The following is a 16,521-nucleotide window of genomic DNA, read 5'->3' as shown; positions in this document are numbered from 1 at the left end:
GAACACCGTGCGTGTAGCAGTCATCGGAGGGGGGCCCGGCGGGCTGTACTTCGCGGCCCTGGCCCAGCAGCTCTCCCCGGAGTGGGAGATCACGGTGTGGGAGCGCAACGCCCGCGACGACGCGTTCGGCTTCGGCGTCGTCTTCTCCGACGAGACCCTCGACGGCATCGCGCAGGCCGATCCGGCCGTGTTCGACGCCATGTCCGCCGAGTTCGCCCGGTGGAGCGACATCGACGTCCGCTACGACGGCGAGGTGCACGTCTCCGGCGGCCACGGCTTCGCCGCCCTGGACCGCAACCGGCTGCGGGAGATCCTGCAGTCGCGCTGCGCGGACCTCGGGGTGACCGTCCACTACGGCACCGAGGCGCCGCCCGTCGGGGAACTCTCGGCCGGCTACGACCTGGTGGTCGCCGCGGACGGGATCCGCTCCACGGCACGCGAGGCGTATCCGGGCACCTTCCGGACGGAGTTGGACGAGCGCCACTGCCGCTACATGTGGCTCTCCACCGACCGGGTCTTCGAGGCCTTCACCTTCATCGTGGAGAAGGGGGACTTCGGCAGCATCCAGGTCCACGCCTACCCGTACGACGGTGAGCGCAGCACCTTCATCGTCGAGATGGCGGAGGAGGACTGGCGGCGGGCGGGCTTCGAGGCCTTCGCCGCACGGGAGTTCGCCCGCGGCGAGAGCGACGGGGAGAGCGTCCGGCGGTGCGAGGAGATCCTGGCGGGCCACCTCGACGGCCACCGCCTGATCCCCAACGCCTCGAAGTGGATCCGCTTCACGACCGTCCGCAATGCCTCCTGGAGCCACGGGAACGTCGTCCTGCTCGGGGACGCGGCCCACACCGCCCACTTCTCCATCGGCTCCGGCACCAAGCTTGCGATGGAGGACTCGCTCGCCCTCGTCGCGTGCCTGCACGAACACCCCGACGTGCCGGCCGCGCTCGCCGCGTACGAGGGCGAACGCCGGCCGGTCGTCGAATCCACGCAGCGCGCCGCCCAGGCCAGTCTCGAATGGTTCGAGAACATCGGCCGCTACACCGCGCAGGACCCGAGGCAGTTCGCCTTCAACCTCCTCACCCGCAGCCGCCGCGTCACCTACGACAACCTGCGCGTACGGGACGAGCGGTTCACCGACGCCGTCGACTCCTGGCACGCCGCCCTGAGCGCGCCCCCGGCCATCCGGGCCGGCGGCGCGGACACCGCCCCGGACGCCGTGCCGCCGATGTTCCGCGCGTTCCGGCTGGGCGGCCTGCACCTGCGCAACCGCGTGGTCGTACCGCCCACCGCCCTGTACACGGCGCGGGACGGCGTCCCCGGCGACTTCGAACTCGTCCACCTGAGCACCCAGGCGCTCGGCGGCGCCGGCCTGGTCTTCGCCGGAATGACGGCGGTGAGCGCCGACGGCCGGGCCACCCCGGGCTGCCCGGGCCTGTACACGGACGAACAGGAGGCCGCCTGGCGGCGCATCGCCGGCTTCGTGCACGGCCAGTCGGACACCTGCCTGGGCATCCAGCTCACCCACGCCGGCCGCCGCGCCGCGACCGCCGTACCCCGGCCGGACGGCAGGGCCGTGCCGCTCGGCCCCGCGGGCCGGCCGCTCGTCGCCGCCTCCCCGCTGCCCTGGAACGAACTCGCGGGCGTCCCGCGCGAGGCGACCCGCCAGGACATGGACGACATCGCCCGCGATTTCGCGGCCGCGGCCGAACGCGCCCACCGCGCCGGTTTCGACGCGCTGGAACTGCAGTACGGACACGGCCACCTGATGTCCGGCTTCCTGTCCCCGCTGACCAACACGCGCACGGACGACTACGGCGGCAGCCTCACCGGCCGGCTCCGCTTCCCCCTGGAGGTGCTGCGGGCGGTACGCGCCGTATGGCCCGAGGGGAAGGCGCTCGTGGTCCGCCTGTCCGCCACCGACTGGGCCGAGGGCGGCACCAGCGAGGCCGACGCGGTGGAGATCGCCCGGGCCCTGGCCGGGGCCGGAGCCGACGCGGTCGACGTGTCCACCGGCGAGGTCGTCCCGTACGAGCGGCCCCGGTACGGCCGGAGCTACCAGACCCCGTACGCGGACCTGATCCGCAACGCCACCGGCGTCCCCACCATCGCCGTCGGCGCCATATCCACCTACGACGACGTGAACTCGATCGTCCTGGCCGGCCGCGCCGACCTGTGCGCCGTGGGCCGCGCCCACCTGCACGACCCGCTGTGGACCCTGCACGCCGCGGCCGCCCAGGGCTACAGCGGCCCCGCGGCGCCCTGGCCGGCCTCCTGGAAGGCCGGCAGCGGCCGCCCGCCGGGTGCCCGTACGGACCGTGTCCCGCCCCGCCTCCAGCTGCTCCGCGAGGCCGCGCCGCCCGTGCACCAGCGCTGGGTACCGCCCGTTCCGGCCGCCGCCGCGGTGGCCGTCCGCTGACCTGGAGCCCCGAAATGGACCATCTGCCACGCTTCACCGCCGCGGCCGTGCAGGCCGCCCCCGTGTACCTGGATCCCGCGGCCACCGTCGACAAGGCGGTCGGGCTGATCGCCGAGGCCGCCGCGCACGGAGCCGAACTCATCGTGTTCCCCGAGGTGTTCGTCCCCGGCTACCCCTACTGGAACTGGACGATGAACCCGGTCCAGGGCTCACCCTGGTTCGAGCGGCTCCAGCGCTCCGCCGTCGACCTCCCCGGCCCGCACGTCGACCGACTGCGCGAAGCGGCCCGCCGGCACGGCGTCGTCCTCGTCATCGGCGTCAACGAGCGCGGCCCGCACAGCCTCGGAGTCCTCTACAACACCCTGCTCACCATCGGACCCGACGGGGAACTCCTCGGCGTGCACCGCAAGCTGGTGCCCACCTGGGCCGAGAAGCTCACCTGGACCGGCGGCGACGGCAGTTCGCTCAAGGTCCACCAGACGCCCGTCGGCCCGCTCGGCGCCCTGGCCTGCGGCGAGAACACCAACACCCTGGCCCGCTTCACCCTCCTCGCACAGGGCGAGCTCGTCCACGCGTCCTGCTACATCGCCCTGCCCGTGGCCCCCGCCGACTACGACATGGCCGACGCCATCGCGGTCCGCACGGCGGCCCACAGCTTCGAGGGCAAGGTCTTCTCCGTGGTGGCCTGCTCCACCGTCTCCCCGGAGATCGTGGACATGCTCGCCGGGGACGACGAGGAACTGCGCAAGCAGTTCACCCGCCCCCGCAGCGCCCTGTCGGGGATCTTCGGCCCCGACGGCCGTCCGGTCACCGAACCGCTCGTCGACGACGAGGGCATCGTCTACGCCGAGATCGACCTCGCCCGCTGCATCCAGCCCAAGCAGATGCACGACATCGTCGGCCACTACAACCGCTTCGACGTCTTCCGGCTCCACGTCGACGACCGCCCCCGCACCCCGGTGACCTTCGCGACCGACACCGGTGCCGCGGGCAGCACGGCACCCCCGTCCATCGAACCTCGCCGCACCGATACGGCCGGCCCCATCAAGGAGGACTCATGACCACCGAGTACGACGACAGCCGGTTGGGCCGCGCCCGGGTGAGCGAGAGCCCCGAACTCACCGCCTACTACGGCGAACTCGCCGAGCTCGAAGCGGGCGCCCTGTGGACCGTCGCCAACGACATCGAGCCCTGGTACCCGCAGCCCAAGTCCGTCCCGGTGCTGTGGCGCTACGAGCAGCTGCGGCCGCTCGTCCACAAGGCCCTGCCGCTCGTGAAGGCCGACGACGCGGGCCGCCGCGTGGTCATGCTCGTCAACCCCGGCCGCAAGGACGTCAGCGCCGCCGTGGGACTGCTCTACACCGGCCTGCAGATCATGGGACCCGGCGAGGCCATGACCGCCCACCGCCACCAGGCGGCCGCGCTGCGCTTCGTCCACGAGGGCACCGGCGCCTGGACCATCGTGGACGGACAGAAGCTGAGGGTCGGACCGGGCGACTTCGCCATCACACCGAACGGCACCTGGCACGAGCACGGCAACGAATCCGGGGACGCCCCCGTGATCTGGCAGGACGGCCTGGACATCCCCCTGGTCAACGCGCTGGACGCCGGCTTCTACGAGGTCCATCCCGAGCTGTACCAGACCCCCGGCAAGGTGATCAACTCCTCCGTCCTCAGCTACGGCGGCAACCTGCTCCCGTACGGCACGGAGAAGTGGACGCGGCCCTACTCGCCGCTCCTCGCCTTCCCCTGGGAGCCGACCTACGAGGCCCTGCGCAACCTCGCGAAGGCCACCGAGGGCTCCCCGTACGACGGTGTGATCGCCGAGTACACCAACCCCCTCACCGGCGGTTCCGTCATGCCCACCATGGGCGCCCACATGCAGCTCCTGCGTCCCGGCCAGGCCACGCTGGCGCACCGCCACACCGGCTCGGTCGTCTACACCGCGGCCAAGGGGAGGGGCGTCTCGGTGATCGCCGGGCAGCGCTTCGAGTGGAAGCGGGGCGACATCTTCTGCGTCCCGTCCTGGGCCTGGCACGAGCACCACAACCTGGACCCGTCCGAGGACGCCTGCCTCTTCTCCTTCAACGACTTCCCCGTGATGCGCTCCCTGAGCTTCTTCCGGGAAGAGGCGTACCCCGACAACGGCGGTCACCAGCCCACCGCCTGAGCCGGAACCCCCACCCCCCCCCACATCCACCCCCCGCATCCCCCTCCACTCCCACCGAAGTCAAGCGCGAGGAGCAGCCATGCGACTGGTCACCTACACCCACACCGCCCACGACGCCCCACTCCGCCTCGGGGCCCGGATCGACGACCGCGTGGTCGACCTCGCCGTCCTGGCGAGCCGGGCCGGCGTGCGGCTCCCGCTGGACCTGCTGTCGTTCATCCAGGCCGGTGCCCCCGCCCGGGAGGCCGCGCGCGAACTGCTCGCGGGCGGCCCGGCGGCCTGGCCGGCCGACGCCGTGCACCGGATCGACGAGGTGTCGCTGCAGGCCCCGCTCCGCCCCGGCAAGATCATCGGCGTCGGGTTGAACTACGTCGAACACGTCGAGGAGTCCAGCCGCAGCCTGGACACCGACAAGGAACGGCCCTCGCGCCCGGTGCTCTTCAGCAAGCCGGCCACCGCCGTCACCGGCCCCGGCCGGCCGATCCTGCACAACGGCGACCTCACCTCCCAGCTGGACTGGGAGTGCGAACTGGCCGTGGTGATCGGCCGCACCGCGTTCCGCGTGAGCGAGGAGGACGCGTACGACCACGTCTTCGGCTACAGCATCGTCAACGACATCAGCGCCCGCGACCAGCGCCGTTCAGGCCAGTGGTTCTTCTCCAAGGGCCAGGACTCCTACGCGCCGTTCGGCCCCGAAGTCGTCACGGCCGACGACATCCCCGACCCGATGGACCTCGACCTCTCCCTGCGCGTCAACGGCGTCACCAAGCAGAAGTCGAACACCCGCCACATGCTCTTCCCCATCGCCCGCCTCATCGCCGACATCTCCTCCGGTGTCACCCTGGAACCGGGCGACGTCATCGCCACCGGATCGCCCGCGGGCGTCGGAGCGGGCATGGTCCCGCCGGAGTTCCTCGTCCCCGGCGACACCGTCGAGGCCACCGTCGAAGGCATCGGCACCCTGACCAACCCCGTCGTCGACGCCCGCTGAGGAGCGAACATGTCCCCCCGTACCTACCGCATCGGCCAGATCGTGCCGAGCTCCAACGTCACCATGGAGACCGAGGTCCCGGCGATCCTGCGGGCCCGCGAAGCCATCGCACCCGAACGCTTCACCTTCCACTCCAGCCGGATGCGCATGACCCACGTGACCCCGGAGCAGCTGAAGGCCATGGACGCCGACTCCGACCGGTGCGCCGTCGAACTCTCCGACGCGCACGTGGACGTCCTCGGCTACGCCTGCCTGGTGGCCATCATGAGCATGGGGCTCGGCTACCACCGCACCTCCGAGGAGCGGCTGCACCTGCGCACCGTGGAGAACGGGGCCCCCGCCCCCGTCGTCACCAGCGCCGGAGCCCTCGTGCACGGTCTGCGGACCATCGGGGCGAAGAAGGTCGCACTGATCGCCCCGTACATGCGGCCCCTGACGAAGACCGTCGTCGACTACCTCACCCACGAGGGCGTCGAGGTCCTCGACTACACGGCCCTGGAGATCCCGAACAACCTGGACGTCGCCGCGCACGACCCGGCCCGCCTCCCCGGCCTCGCCAGGGCGCTGGACCACGCCGACGCCGACGCCGTCGTGCTCTCCGCCTGCGTGCAGATGCCCTCCCTGGGCGCCATCGACGAGGCCGAGCAACTCCTCGGCAAGCCGGTCGTCTCGGCGGCCGTGTGCACCGCCCACCAGATGCTGCGGGCCCTGGACCTCCCGGCGGTGGCCCCCGGAGCGGGCCACCTCCTGTCCGGCGCCCACGCCTGACCGCCCGACCCGTCGGTGCGCCGCAGCCGACCGCCGAGACGGGCCGGGCCGCCACCTGGAGGGGGCCCCGCCCGCCCGGCTCGGTAGGATCGCGTCCGCACACGACGGAAGGCGATCATGGCGGACACTCCGATTCGGCCCAGCTCATTGATCAACACGGTCTACGGAGCGTTCCTGCGGCGCCTCGGCGGGTGGATCTCCGTCGCCGACCTGATCACCCTGATGTCCGAACTGGACGTCGACGGCCCGGCGGCGCGCTCGGCGATCTCCCGGCTCAAGAAGAAGGGCGTACTGGAACCGGAGCGCCGCGGCGCCACCGGCTACCGGCTCAGCCCCGCAGCGCAACCCGTCTTCGACGAGGGCGACCGGCGGATCTTCGGCAGCCTGGAGCCGGCGAAGCTGAGCGACGGCTGGGCGATGGCCGTCTTCTCCGTACCCGAGTCCGAGCGCTCCTACCGCTACCAGCTGCGCACCCGACTGACCTGGCTCGGCTTCGGGAACATCGCCCCGGGTGTGTGGCTGGCGCCGGGGCGGCTCCTAGGCGACGCCCGCGACATGCTGGTCCGGCGCGGCCTGAGCGACTACGTGCACCTGTTCGCCGCGGACTACGCCGCCTTCAGCGACCTGCCCGGGACGGTCAGCTCGTGGTGGGACTTCCCGGCGATCCAGGAGCAGTACGCCGGATTCACGGAGGCCTACGGACCCGTCGCCGGGACGCTGGCGCGGCAGGGCGCCATCGAAGGCGCCGAGGCGTTCCGCCACTACGTCCCGATGCTCACCCAGTGGCGCCGTCTGCCCTACCTCGACCCGGGCCTGCCCGCCGAGCTGCTGCCCGCCGACTGGAACGCGGTCGCCGCGCGCCAGATCTTCCAGCAGCTGAACGACGTACTCGCCGCGCCGAGCCTGCGCCACGTACAAGAGGTCACCGGGCTGGCAGAGGAGACGACAGAAGCGTAGGGATCCCCTGCGCACCCCCGCATCCGACCGACCCACGGACCCCTGGAGTTGCGCTGTGGCCCCGACCTCCGAACCGCCGGCCGTCCGGATCGAACGCGACGGCCCCGTCCTCACGGTGATCCTGAGCCGTCCGGGCGTCCGCAACGCGGTCGACGGCCCGACGGCGACCCTGCTCGCCGACGCCTTCCGCGAGTTCGAGGAGGACGCGGACGCCTCCGTCGCCGTCCTGTGGGGCGAGGGCGGCACGTTCTGCGCCGGGGCCGACCTCAAGGCGATCGGCACCGACCGGGGCAATCGGGTGGAGGCCGGGGGCGACGGGCCGATGGGCCCCACCCGGATGAGCCTGACCAAGCCGGTCATCGCCGCGATCAGCGGCCACGCGGTGGCGGGCGGACTCGAACTGGCCCTGTGGTGCGACCTGAGGGTGGCGGAGGACGACGCCACGTTCGGGGTGTTCTGCCGCCGCTGGGGCGTGCCGCTGATCGACGGCGGTACGGTCCGGCTGCCGCGCCTGATCGGCGAGAGCCGGGCGATGGACCTGATCCTCACGGGCCGCGCCGTGACCGCGGCCGAGGCCCATGAGATCGGTCTCGTCAACCGTCTCGTACCGCCCGGGGAAGCCCGGCGCGCGGCGGAGCGACTCGCCCACGAGATCGCCGGCTTCCCGCAGTTGTGCCTGAGGCACGACCGGCTCTCCGTACGGGAGCAGCACGGTCTGGGCGAGCGGGAGGCGCTGGCCGCCGAACACCGCCACGGCCTCGTCCCGCTCACCGCGGGGGAGACCCGGTCCGGCGCCGACCGGTTCGCGAAGGGCGCCGGCCGCCACGGCTCCTTCACCGACTGACCGGCCCGGCCGGGCCCGCGCCCCGGAACACCGGGGCGAGCCGACCGGGAACGCGCCTGTTCCGTGAACCGGTCCATCGCCGGCCGCGCCGAACCGGCTGCCGGTCAGACACCGCGCAGCAGCGGAGCCACCCAGCGCGCGAAGTCCTCGTAGCCGCGCGGCTCACGGCCCGTCAGTTCCCTTACGGCGTCGGTGGTGGAGGCGTTCACGCCGTCGCGCAGCGCCCCGAAGACGGCCACGACCTGCTCCGCGAGCCACTGTGGCAGCCCTGCCCCGGCCATCGCCGCGACGGCTGCCTCGTCCGGCACGTCCACGTACTCGACCGGGTGGCCCAGGGCGTGCGACAGGTGCGTCGCGACCTCGCCGTAGCCGATCGCCTCGGGGCCGGTGAGAACGTGGGTCCGGCCGTCGTGCGCCGTCGTGGTCAGCACCGAGGCGGCTGCCGCGGCGACGTCACGCGGGTCGATCATCGCGATGGGCGCGTCGCCGGCGGGCAGGAAGAACCGCCCGGCCTCCCGGATGGTCGCGGCGGAACCGAGGATGTTCGTCATCAGATGACCGGAGCGCAGCACCACTCCCGCCGTTGCCCCGCTCCCCGAGTCGCGGAGGTGTTCCTCGATGCGGCCGTGCTGGTCGAAGAAACCCGTCGGGGAACCGGCCTCGGCCCCGATCGTGGACAGGAAGACCACCTGTCGGACGCCGGCCACTGCCGCCGCGTCGATCGCCCGTGTCCCGTACTCGACCTGCCGGGGGTGGTTCGCGCAGACGAGGAACAGTCGTTCGACACCGTCGAGGGCCCGCTCGACCGACTCCGGCTCGGCGAGGTCGCCGGTCACCAGCTCGACCTCAGGGCCGAGCACATCGGCGGCCCGCCGCCGATCCCGTACGAAGGCCCGGACGGGGATCCCGCGGGTCCGCAGCTCCATGACGACCTTCGAGCCGACGTTCCCGGCCGCACCCGTCACCAGCACAGTCGCCATCTTCGCCACTCCTCGGGATCGGACTTCGGCAGCTCAAAGTAGCCGATGGACGACATGGAGTCACCGACGTGCGAGCTGCGCCCGGCGGTCAACGGCTCCGGTCGAGACGGCCGGAGCGGTCGGCGGGAGACCCGGCCGGCGCCGTGTGTCGACGGCGTACCGCCCAACCCGCCAGGACGGCGGCGCCCGCGAGGGTGTAGGCGACGGTGCCGGTCCCGTCGCCGAGGGACCGGCCCGTGACGTACGCGGCCGCGCCCGCCAGGGCGACGCCGAGCCACTCCCAGCGGCCGTCGAGGGCGACCAGGGCGACCAGCAGGAGCGCGTACCACGAGTAGCCCGGGGTCATGAGCAGGAACGCGGTCCCGGTGACCAGCAGGGCCCCGCTCCAAGGGCGGTCGGGGTCACCGCGGCGCAGCACGTACCAGACCACGGCGACCATTGCGGCCACGGCCGCCGGCAGCGCCCAGGCGTCGGGGAGCAGCAGGCGGAGCAGGGCGTACCGGCCGTGGGCCGACGCGTCCTCGTACCCCTCCTCCTCCGCGTAGCCCCCCAGGTAGCCGAGGACGGAGCCGCGTGAGACGAGGACGTACGGCAGGTAGACGAGGCCGACGACCGCGGCGGCGGGCACGAGTACCGCGGCGGCGTCGCGCGGGCGCCGCACACCGGACAGGGCCCCGGGCAGGAGGACGGCGGGCAGCATCTTGGCGGCGATGCCCAGGCCGAACAGCGCGCCGCCCGCCACCCGGTGGCGTACGACCACGCCGAGGGCGACGACGGACAACAGGACGGCGAGGACGTCGACGTGGGCGTTGTTCACCGCCTCGATCGGCACGGCCGGGCACCAGGCCCAGTACGCGGCCGTACGCGGATCACCCCGGCGGCGCAGGATCAGCAGCAGCGCTCCGGTGGTCGCCAAGGACAGCAGGGCCGCGCCGGTCTGCAGGGCCTTGTGGCGGACGTCCGGCGGTGACAGCGCGTGGACCAGGAGGAAGTAGCCCTCCGCCACCGGCGGGTAGATGGTGTGCACCCGGGGGCGGTTGATCCTCGTGCACGTCCCGTCGGTGAGGGGGGCCTTGTCCGGTGCGGCGCAGGCGGCGCCCCGGGGGAAGAGCCAGTCGTCGCGCAGGCGGTCGAGCGCCGGGTCGGCGGGCGGATGGTCGTACGGGGAGATCCCGGCGGCCTGCACACGGCCGTCCCAGGCGTAGCGGAAGGAGTCGGTGCTCGTACGCGGAGCCGCGACCAGCCCGGTGGCGGCGACGGCCACCGCACCCGCCAGCACCAGTGGGACGACATGGCGGGCCGGCACCTTGCGCAGGGCCAGGGCCGCCGCGGCGAACAGCGCCCACGAGGCCGCGTACCACCAGGACAGTCCGGCCGGGTCCGTGAAGTACCCGTCCTTGCGCACGGTCACCACGAGGGCGGCGGTCAGGGCCGCCAACAGCGAGGCGGCGCCGGCGGTGCGGGGGCTGGTCATGGCGACAGCCTGGCAGCGGGAGGACGGGAAACCCGCCCCACCGCTCCCGACGTCCGCGTTTCGTAAGGTGTCGGAAGCTCCGCGGGACGCCCGGCGGCGCTGTGATGGGAACCATGAACCCCCGAACCCGTCGGCGCCCGGTCCTGCCGGCCGTGCGACCCCCCTCGTTCTCGGGCCGCCTGCACGACGCCCGCACCGCGACGTCCGTCGGGCGCCGGCTGGGCGTCGCCTTCGCGGTGTGCTTCGTGACCGGGCTGATCAGCCACTACCTCCAGCATCCGCCGGACTGGCTGGCCGACGACCTGCCGAGCAGGCCCGTCTGGGGGTACCGGCTCACCCAGGGGCTCCACGTCGCGGCCGGGCTCGCGGCGATCGTGCTGCTGCTCGCGAAGTTGTGGGCGGTCTATCCCCGCCTGTTCGTCTGGCCGCCGGTCCGGTCCGTGCGCCACGCCCTGGAACGGCTCTCGGTCGCGGTCCTGGTGGCGACCGCGGTCTTCCAACTCTTCACCGGACTGCTCAACATCGTCGAGTGGTATCCGTGGCCGTTCTCCTTCGTGCCCGTGCACTTCGCCGTGGCGTGGGTGGTGGCGGGTTCCGTGCTGTTGCACATCGCCGTGAAGGCACCCGAGATCAAGGCCCATTGGGGGCGGCGGTCGGCGGGGACCCTGGAACTCCCGGCCGAGGACGCCCGCGACCGGCGCTCGCTGCTGCTGGGCGTCGGCGCGGCGGTCGGGGCGGTGACCCTGACGACGGTGGGCCAGTCCTTCACCCCGCTGGCCCGGCTGGACCTGCTGGCGCCCCGGCATCCCGGTCACGGGCCGCAGGGGCTTCCGGTGAACCGTACGGCGGCCGCGGCCGGCGTGACGGCCGCGGCCCTGAGCGACTGGCGGCTGGAAGTGCTGGGACCCCGGCCGTTCGTACTGACGCTCGATCAGCTGCGGTCGCTCCCGCAGGCGGGGGCGAGGCTGCCGATCGCGTGCGTGGAAGGCTGGAGCGCGCAGGCCCGCTGGGGCGGCGTACGGGTACGCGACCTGGTGGAGAGGGCCGGCGGACAGCCGGGGGCCGGAGTACGGGTGACCTCCCTCGAAGTGCGGGGCGCGTACCGGGTGATGGAGATGGGCCAGGAGTACGCGGAGGACCCCCTCACCCTGCTGGCCCTGACCCTGAACGGTGAAGTCCTCTCGCCCGATCATGGCTACCCGGCGCGGATCATCGCCCCGAACCGGCCCGGCGTACTGCAGACGAAATGGGTCACCCGGCTGGAGGTCCTGTGAAGCGCGAGGCGGTCGGTACGCGGGGAGTGGGGGCGGCCCGCTACGCGCTCGGTGCGCTCGGCCTGCTGCTGATGGCGATCGGCGTCCGGCAGTTGTCGGTGCTCCCCGCGCCCGGGGACGTGGGCGTCTGGCTCGTCGGAGCGCTGCTCCTGCACGACGCCCTGATCGCGCCGCTCGTCCTGGCCGCGGGGTTCCTGATCGCGGCGGTCCCGGCCCGCGGGGTGGTGCGCGGTGCGCTGATCGTCGGCGGCTGCCTGGTGCTGGTCACCCTGCCGTTGCTGGTCCGGCCGGGCTCCCCGCCCAACCCGTCCGCGCTGCCCCTCCCGTACGGGCGGAACCTGCTGCTGGTGCTCGGCGCGGTCGCGCTCGCCGCCGCCGTGGTGGTGGCGGCGACCCGCCACCGCCACCGCCGACGGCGCCCGGACACCCGGCCCGAAGCCGCCGCCCCGCCGCGGCAGGACCCCGGCGGCAACGGCGGCTCGGAGCCCGGGCCGGGATCGGGCTCCGAACCCGGGCCGGAGTCCGGGCCCGGCCCCGGGTCCGGCCCCGGGTCCGGCCCCGGGTCCGGCCCCGGGTCCGGACCCGGACGTGAGCGTCAGGAGCCTGGTGGCGACGGGGACTGAGGGGGGCGGGAGAGTTCCCCGAAGACACGTCCCGCCACCGACCACTCGGCCGTGAGGTGCCACCCCGTGGACCGCACGTGGCGGCGCAGGGCCCGCGCACCGAGCCGGGCCCAGGCGAAGGAGGCCCCGAGCCCGCCGCTGCCGTTGTCGAGCCGGACCTCGCAGCACTCGTCGACGTCCACCGCCAGGCATTCCACGATGACCCGCGCGGCCGAGCCGGTCACCGCCTCAAGACGCCTCAACAAGGCTCCGGGGTCCCCGCCGATGCCGATGTTGCCGTCGACGAGCAGCGCCGTGTCCCAGCGCCCCTCCCCGGGCAGCGGTTCGAAGACCGACCGGCACAGCGCGAGACCGCCCACCCGCTCCGTACGGGCCACCGCCGCCGGGCTCACGTCGACGCCCAGGGCCCGGTGCCCGCGGGCCGCCAGCTCGGCGACCAGGCGTCCGGGTCCGCAGCCGACGTCCAGGACCGCGCCCCGGCACCGGGCCAGCACGCTCAGGTCCGCCGCGTCCGGGGCGGCGCACCACCGCTCCACCTCCAGCGGCAGCAGCCAGCCGTCGTCGCGGCGCAGGAACAGCGGGCCCTGCCCGCTGTTCAACGCGTCGGCGTACGGATCCGCGCGCCAGGCGCCCGGCTCGGGGAGCGCGTCCAGGGGCGCGACTGCCCGCCGCGCCCCGCGGAGCCTCACCGGGACACCGCGCCGTGGTCGGGGGCGGCCGGGGCGGTCGTCGCGAGAGCCGCGTACACGGCTGCGAAGCGGCCGCCCGCCGCCTCCCGCGCCACCACCCGGGCGTCCTCGGCGGTGTCGACGTCCCGCAGCAGCGGCAGCCGTCCCACCCGCAGCCCCGCGGCAACGAGCCGTGCGAGCTGCGCCGCCCCCGTCTGCGGCACCGACATGGGGACCCCGCGCAGCAGTCCGGGGTCGGGCGAGGCCAGTCCGAGGGCCCAGAAGCCACCGTCGACGGCGGGGCCGAACCAGGCGTCGTACTCCTGCCAGGCGCCAGGCCCGATCGCGGGAGCCAACAGGGCGGGGGTGACCTGAGGGGTGTCCATGCCGATCAGCAGCGCCGGCCCGGTGCACGCGGCGAACGCGGCGGCGAGCCGCTCGTCGAGCCCCCCGCCGCACTGCGGGACGACCTCGAACCCCGGCGGCAGCCAGGCGCCGGGACGGCCGTCCAGGACGAGGACCCGCCGCTCGCAGGGGGTGGCGGCGACCGCCTCCAGGGTGTCGGCGAGGGCGGCCCGCGCCAGCCGAGCGGCCTCGGCCGGAGTGAACGCGGGGGTGAGCCGCGTCTTCACCCGCCCCGGCACGGGTTCCTTCGCGATCACCAGCACGGCGGTCACCCGCGGCCTCCCGTCACGGCCGCGGTGGTCGCGGGTTCGGCGAGCACCCGGCTCATGTCGCGCACCGCCTGGTAGGTGCCGCGCCAAGTGCCGGTGACCTTGGACTTGCCCGCCCGGGGAAGGTACGGCACGTCCACTTCCCGGACCCGCCACCCGGCGTCCGCCGCGCGGACGACCATCTGGAGCGGGTAGCCGCTGCGCCGGTCGGTGAGCTCCAGTCCCAACAGCGGCTCGCGCCGCGCCGCCCGCATCGGCCCGAGGTCGTGCACCCGCAGCCCGGTGCGGCGGCGCAGCATCCGGGACAGGGCGAGGTTTCCGGCACGGGCGTGCACCGGCCAGGCTCCGCGGCCCTGGGGGCGGCGCCGCCCGAGCACGAGGTCGGCCTCGCGCTCCCGCACCGCGCGGACGAAGTCGGTCAGGAGTCCGGGGTCGAGGGAGGCGTCGCAGTCGCAGAAGCAGACGACCTCGGCCTCCGAGGCCGTCAGCCCGGCGTGGCAGGCGGCTCCGAACCCGCGGCGCGGCTCGTGCACCACGGTGGCGCCGAGGCCGCGGGCGATCTCGGCGGAACCGTCGGTGGACCCGTTGTCGACCACGAGGGCCCTCCAGCGGGCGGGGATGCGGGCGAGCACCCAGGGCAGTGCCTCGGCCTCGTTCAAACAGGGGAGTACGACGTCTACGGTCACGGATTTCACCGTATGGACGCCGGACGGCCGGCGGGGCCATCGACTCCTTACGAAACGCGGACGTCACCCCCTGCTCCGCTCCCACGGGACGGCGCCCGGCACGGACGGTGAGACCCTTGGCCGCATGAGCATGCACAACGAGCCGGCCCGCGTCCTCGTCGTCGACGACGATCCGACGGTCGCCGAGGTCGTCACCGGCTATCTCGCCCGCGCCGGATTCTCCGTGGAGCATGCCGCGGACGGCGCCGCGGCCCTCGCCCGCGCCGAGCGGGCCCGACCCGACCTCGTGGTCCTGGACCTGATGCTGCCCGGCCTGGACGGGCTGGAGGTGTGCCGCAGGCTCCGCGAGACCGGTCCGGTGCCGGTGGTCATGCTCACCGCGCGGGGCGACGAGGAGGACCGCATCGCCGGACTGGAGCTCGGCGCCGACGACTACGTCACCAAGCCGTTCAGCCCGCGCGAACTCGTCCTGCGCGTCGAATCCGTGCTGCGCCGCAGCCGCGGCAGGGACGCCGCGACGATCCCGCAGGCGCGGCCCGTGCTGCGCGGCGGCGGACTGACCGTCGACACCGGCACCCGCCGGGCCTCCAAGAACGGCCTGGAACTCGCCCTCACCCTGCGTGAGTTCGACCTCCTGGCGCACTTCCTGCGGCACCCGGGCCGGGCGCACGGCCGGGAGGAACTCATGAGGGAAGTGTGGGGCTGGGACTTCGGGGACCTGTCGACCGTCACGGTCCACGTCCGCCGACTGCGCGCCAAGATCGAGGACGATCCCGCCCAACCGTGCTTCATCCAGACCGTGTGGGGCCTCGGATACCGCTTCGACGCCCCGTCCGGACCGGGGGAGGCGGAGTGATGAAGGACCTGCTGCTCATCGCCCTGTTCGCGCTGGGCGGAGCCACCTGTGCCGGAGTGCTCGGCGCGGCCGCCCTGCGCCTGCTGCGCCACCGTTCAGTCGCCGTCTCCCTCGCCGTGGTGGCCGCCGTCACGGTCACCGCCATGCTCGCGGGAACCCTCGCCGTCGCCCGGGCGATGTTCCTCTCCGCGCACGACCTCACCGTCGTCACGCTGGTGGTCGCGATGGCCGCGGTCGTCTCGCTGGCGTGCGCCCTGCTCCTGGGACGCTGGGTCGTCGCCCGCAGCCACGACCTCGCGCTCGCCGCACGCGACTTCGGCGACGGCGGCAGCTTCGCCGCCCCGGCCGCCCCGGCCACCGCGGAACTGGCCGCGCTCTCGCGCGAACTGGCCGTCACGAGCGCCAAGCTGGCCGCCTCGCGCGAGCGGGAACTGGCCCTGGAGACCTCACGCCGCGAGCTGGTCGCGTGGATCTCACACGACCTGCGCACCCCGCTGGCCGGTCTGCGGGCCATGGCGGAGGCACTGGAGGACGGAGTCGCCGCGGACCCGGCCCGCTACCACCGGCAGATCGGCGCCGAGGTCGACCGGCTGGGCTCCATGGTCACGGACCTCTTCGAACTCTCCCGGATCCATGCGGGCGCCCTCACCCTCACCCCCACCAGGATGTCCGTGCACGACCTGGTGGGCGACGCGCTGTCCGGAGTCCACCCGCTCGCCCACGAACAGGGCGTGCGGCTGGTCGGAGAGGAGGTCGAAGCCGTGCCGGTGGAGGTGGACGGCAAGGAGATGACGCGCGTCCTCGCGAACCTCCTGGTCAACGCCATCCGTCACACCCCCGCCGACGGCACGGTCGCCGTCGCCGCCGAACGCCGCGCCGACGCCGTGGTGCTCTCCGTCACGGACGGCTGCGGCGGCATCCCGGACGAGGAACTCCCGAGGGTCTTCGACACGGGCTGGCGCGGGAGCGAGGCCCGGACGCCTCCCGCCGGCGCGGGCCTCGGCCTCTCGATCGTGCGCGGCATCGTCGAGGCCCACGCGGGGCGTACCGATGTGCGCAACGTGCCGGGCGGCTGCCGCTTCGAGGTGACCCTGCCACTGCCGCCCCTCCCGACACTGCCCGCGCAGGCGGTCTGAGGCG

Annotated in this window: 16 protein-coding genes; 11 read left to right on the top strand and 5 right to left on the bottom strand. The window is 73.8% G+C overall.

Annotation, left to right across the window (positions count from 1 at the left end):
* The first annotated feature begins 7 nt into the window (after positions 1-7).
* The 7 genes from ACIQ5Y_RS25075 (at position 8) to ACIQ5Y_RS25045 (ending at position 8,146) form a co-directional block, all read left to right on the top strand.
* Complete coding sequence (locus tag ACIQ5Y_RS25075; RefSeq protein WP_403884555.1) at positions 8-2,416, top strand: FAD-dependent monooxygenase; 2,409 nt, start codon at positions 8-10, stop codon at positions 2,414-2,416.
* A gap of 14 nt (positions 2,417-2,430) precedes the next feature.
* Positions 2,431-3,477: a carbon-nitrogen hydrolase family protein gene (locus ACIQ5Y_RS25070; protein ID WP_403884552.1), complete on the top strand. Its 1,047-nt coding sequence runs from the start codon at positions 2,431-2,433 to the stop codon at positions 3,475-3,477.
* On the top strand, positions 3,474-4,586 hold the full coding sequence (locus ACIQ5Y_RS25065) for a cupin domain-containing protein (RefSeq protein ID WP_403884549.1): 1,113 nt from the start codon (positions 3,474-3,476) through the stop codon (positions 4,584-4,586). Before ACIQ5Y_RS25070 ends, ACIQ5Y_RS25065 begins: the two co-directional genes overlap by 4 nt.
* Positions 4,587-4,665: 79 nt before the next feature.
* Positions 4,666-5,577 (top strand): fumarylacetoacetate hydrolase family protein, encoded by a 912-nt coding sequence (locus ACIQ5Y_RS25060; protein WP_403884546.1) that lies wholly within the window; start codon positions 4,666-4,668, stop codon positions 5,575-5,577.
* 9 nt (positions 5,578-5,586) lie between these two features.
* Positions 5,587-6,345 carry an Asp/Glu racemase gene (locus ACIQ5Y_RS25055; RefSeq protein WP_403884543.1) on the top strand — a complete coding sequence of 253 codons (759 nt, stop codon included), beginning with the start codon at positions 5,587-5,589 and terminating at the stop codon, positions 6,343-6,345.
* A 117-nt stretch (positions 6,346-6,462) separates the two neighbouring features.
* Positions 6,463-7,302: a PaaX family transcriptional regulator C-terminal domain-containing protein gene (locus ACIQ5Y_RS25050; protein WP_403884540.1), complete on the top strand. Its 840-nt coding sequence runs from the start codon at positions 6,463-6,465 to the stop codon at positions 7,300-7,302.
* Between the two features lie 55 nt (positions 7,303-7,357).
* Positions 7,358-8,146, top strand: coding sequence for a crotonase/enoyl-CoA hydratase family protein (locus tag ACIQ5Y_RS25045; RefSeq protein WP_403884537.1), 789 nt, complete (start codon positions 7,358-7,360; stop codon positions 8,144-8,146).
* Positions 8,147-8,250: 104 nt separating this feature from the next.
* Here the strand turns inward: ACIQ5Y_RS25045 and ACIQ5Y_RS25040 are convergent, their stop codons facing one another.
* Positions 8,251-9,126: an SDR family oxidoreductase gene (locus ACIQ5Y_RS25040; protein ID WP_403884534.1), complete on the bottom strand. Its 876-nt coding sequence runs from the start codon at positions 9,124-9,126 to the stop codon at positions 8,251-8,253.
* An 88-nt stretch (positions 9,127-9,214) separates the two neighbouring features.
* Positions 9,215-10,600: a glycosyltransferase 87 family protein gene (locus tag ACIQ5Y_RS25035; protein WP_403884531.1), complete on the bottom strand. Its 1,386-nt coding sequence runs from the start codon at positions 10,598-10,600 to the stop codon at positions 9,215-9,217.
* 113 nt (positions 10,601-10,713) lie between these two features.
* Here ACIQ5Y_RS25035 and ACIQ5Y_RS25030 point away from each other — a divergent pair, with 113 nt between their 5' ends.
* Positions 10,714-11,874: a molybdopterin-dependent oxidoreductase gene (locus ACIQ5Y_RS25030; protein ID WP_403884528.1), complete on the top strand. Its 1,161-nt coding sequence runs from the start codon at positions 10,714-10,716 to the stop codon at positions 11,872-11,874.
* The gene (locus ACIQ5Y_RS25025; protein ID WP_403884525.1) at positions 11,871-12,497 is read left to right on the top strand and encodes a hypothetical protein; all 627 of its coding nucleotides are present in this window, start codon (positions 11,871-11,873) and stop codon (positions 12,495-12,497) included. Before ACIQ5Y_RS25030 ends, ACIQ5Y_RS25025 begins: the two co-directional genes overlap by 4 nt.
* On the opposite strand, the gene ACIQ5Y_RS25020 is transcribed toward ACIQ5Y_RS25025, so the two are convergent.
* The 3 genes from ACIQ5Y_RS25020 to ACIQ5Y_RS25010 are packed head-to-tail and all read right to left on the bottom strand — an operon-like array spanning position 12,470 to position 14,534.
* On the bottom strand, positions 12,470-13,186 hold the full coding sequence (locus ACIQ5Y_RS25020) for a class I SAM-dependent methyltransferase (protein ID WP_403884522.1): 717 nt from the start codon (positions 13,184-13,186) through the stop codon (positions 12,470-12,472). The genes ACIQ5Y_RS25025 and ACIQ5Y_RS25020 overlap by 28 nt on opposite strands.
* Positions 13,183-13,842, bottom strand: coding sequence for a DUF2064 domain-containing protein (locus ACIQ5Y_RS25015; protein WP_403884519.1), 660 nt, complete (start codon positions 13,840-13,842; stop codon positions 13,183-13,185). Before ACIQ5Y_RS25015 ends, ACIQ5Y_RS25020 begins: the two co-directional genes overlap by 4 nt.
* Complete coding sequence (locus ACIQ5Y_RS25010) at positions 13,839-14,534, bottom strand: glycosyltransferase family 2 protein (protein WP_403884516.1); 696 nt, start codon at positions 14,532-14,534, stop codon at positions 13,839-13,841. Before ACIQ5Y_RS25010 ends, ACIQ5Y_RS25015 begins: the two co-directional genes overlap by 4 nt.
* Before the next feature lie 115 nt (positions 14,535-14,649).
* Between ACIQ5Y_RS25010 and ACIQ5Y_RS25005 the strand changes: the two genes are divergently transcribed.
* Positions 14,650-15,381, top strand: coding sequence for a response regulator transcription factor (locus ACIQ5Y_RS25005; RefSeq protein ID WP_403884513.1), 732 nt, complete (start codon positions 14,650-14,652; stop codon positions 15,379-15,381).
* Positions 15,381-16,517, top strand: coding sequence for a sensor histidine kinase (locus ACIQ5Y_RS25000; RefSeq protein WP_403884510.1), 1,137 nt, complete (start codon positions 15,381-15,383; stop codon positions 16,515-16,517). Before ACIQ5Y_RS25005 ends, ACIQ5Y_RS25000 begins: the two co-directional genes overlap by 1 nt.
* The last annotated feature ends 4 nt before the right edge of the window (positions 16,518-16,521 follow it).

It is taken from the genome of Streptomyces sp. NPDC096339 (genome assembly GCF_044762985.1).
GTDB lineage: Bacteria > Actinomycetota > Actinomycetes > Streptomycetales > Streptomycetaceae > Streptomyces.
Note: the sequence above shows the minus strand (reverse complement) of the source record. Positions and strands in the feature narration are given on the sequence as shown.

What these genes read in the sequence shown, in the direction of transcription:
- ACIQ5Y_RS25040 (WP_403884534.1), bottom strand. Translation starts at nt 9,126, where the DNA reads ATGGCGACTGTGCTGGTGACGGGTGCGGCCGGGAACGTCGGCTCGAAG.
- ACIQ5Y_RS25060 (WP_403884546.1), top strand. Translation starts at nt 4,666, where the DNA reads ATGCGACTGGTCACCTACACCCACACCGCCCACGACGCCCCACTCCGC.
- ACIQ5Y_RS25000 (WP_403884510.1), top strand. Translation starts at nt 15,381, where the DNA reads ATGAAGGACCTGCTGCTCATCGCCCTGTTCGCGCTGGGCGGAGCCACC.
- ACIQ5Y_RS25035 (WP_403884531.1), bottom strand. Translation starts at nt 10,600, where the DNA reads ATGACCAGCCCCCGCACCGCCGGCGCCGCCTCGCTGTTGGCGGCCCTG.
- ACIQ5Y_RS25050 (WP_403884540.1), top strand. Translation starts at nt 6,463, where the DNA reads ATGGCGGACACTCCGATTCGGCCCAGCTCATTGATCAACACGGTCTAC.
- ACIQ5Y_RS25005 (WP_403884513.1), top strand. Translation starts at nt 14,650, where the DNA reads ATGAGCATGCACAACGAGCCGGCCCGCGTCCTCGTCGTCGACGACGAT.
- ACIQ5Y_RS25070 (WP_403884552.1), top strand. Translation starts at nt 2,431, where the DNA reads ATGGACCATCTGCCACGCTTCACCGCCGCGGCCGTGCAGGCCGCCCCC.
- ACIQ5Y_RS25030 (WP_403884528.1), top strand. Translation starts at nt 10,714, where the DNA reads ATGAACCCCCGAACCCGTCGGCGCCCGGTCCTGCCGGCCGTGCGACCC.
- ACIQ5Y_RS25055 (WP_403884543.1), top strand. Translation starts at nt 5,587, where the DNA reads ATGTCCCCCCGTACCTACCGCATCGGCCAGATCGTGCCGAGCTCCAAC.
- ACIQ5Y_RS25065 (WP_403884549.1), top strand. Translation starts at nt 3,474, where the DNA reads ATGACCACCGAGTACGACGACAGCCGGTTGGGCCGCGCCCGGGTGAGC.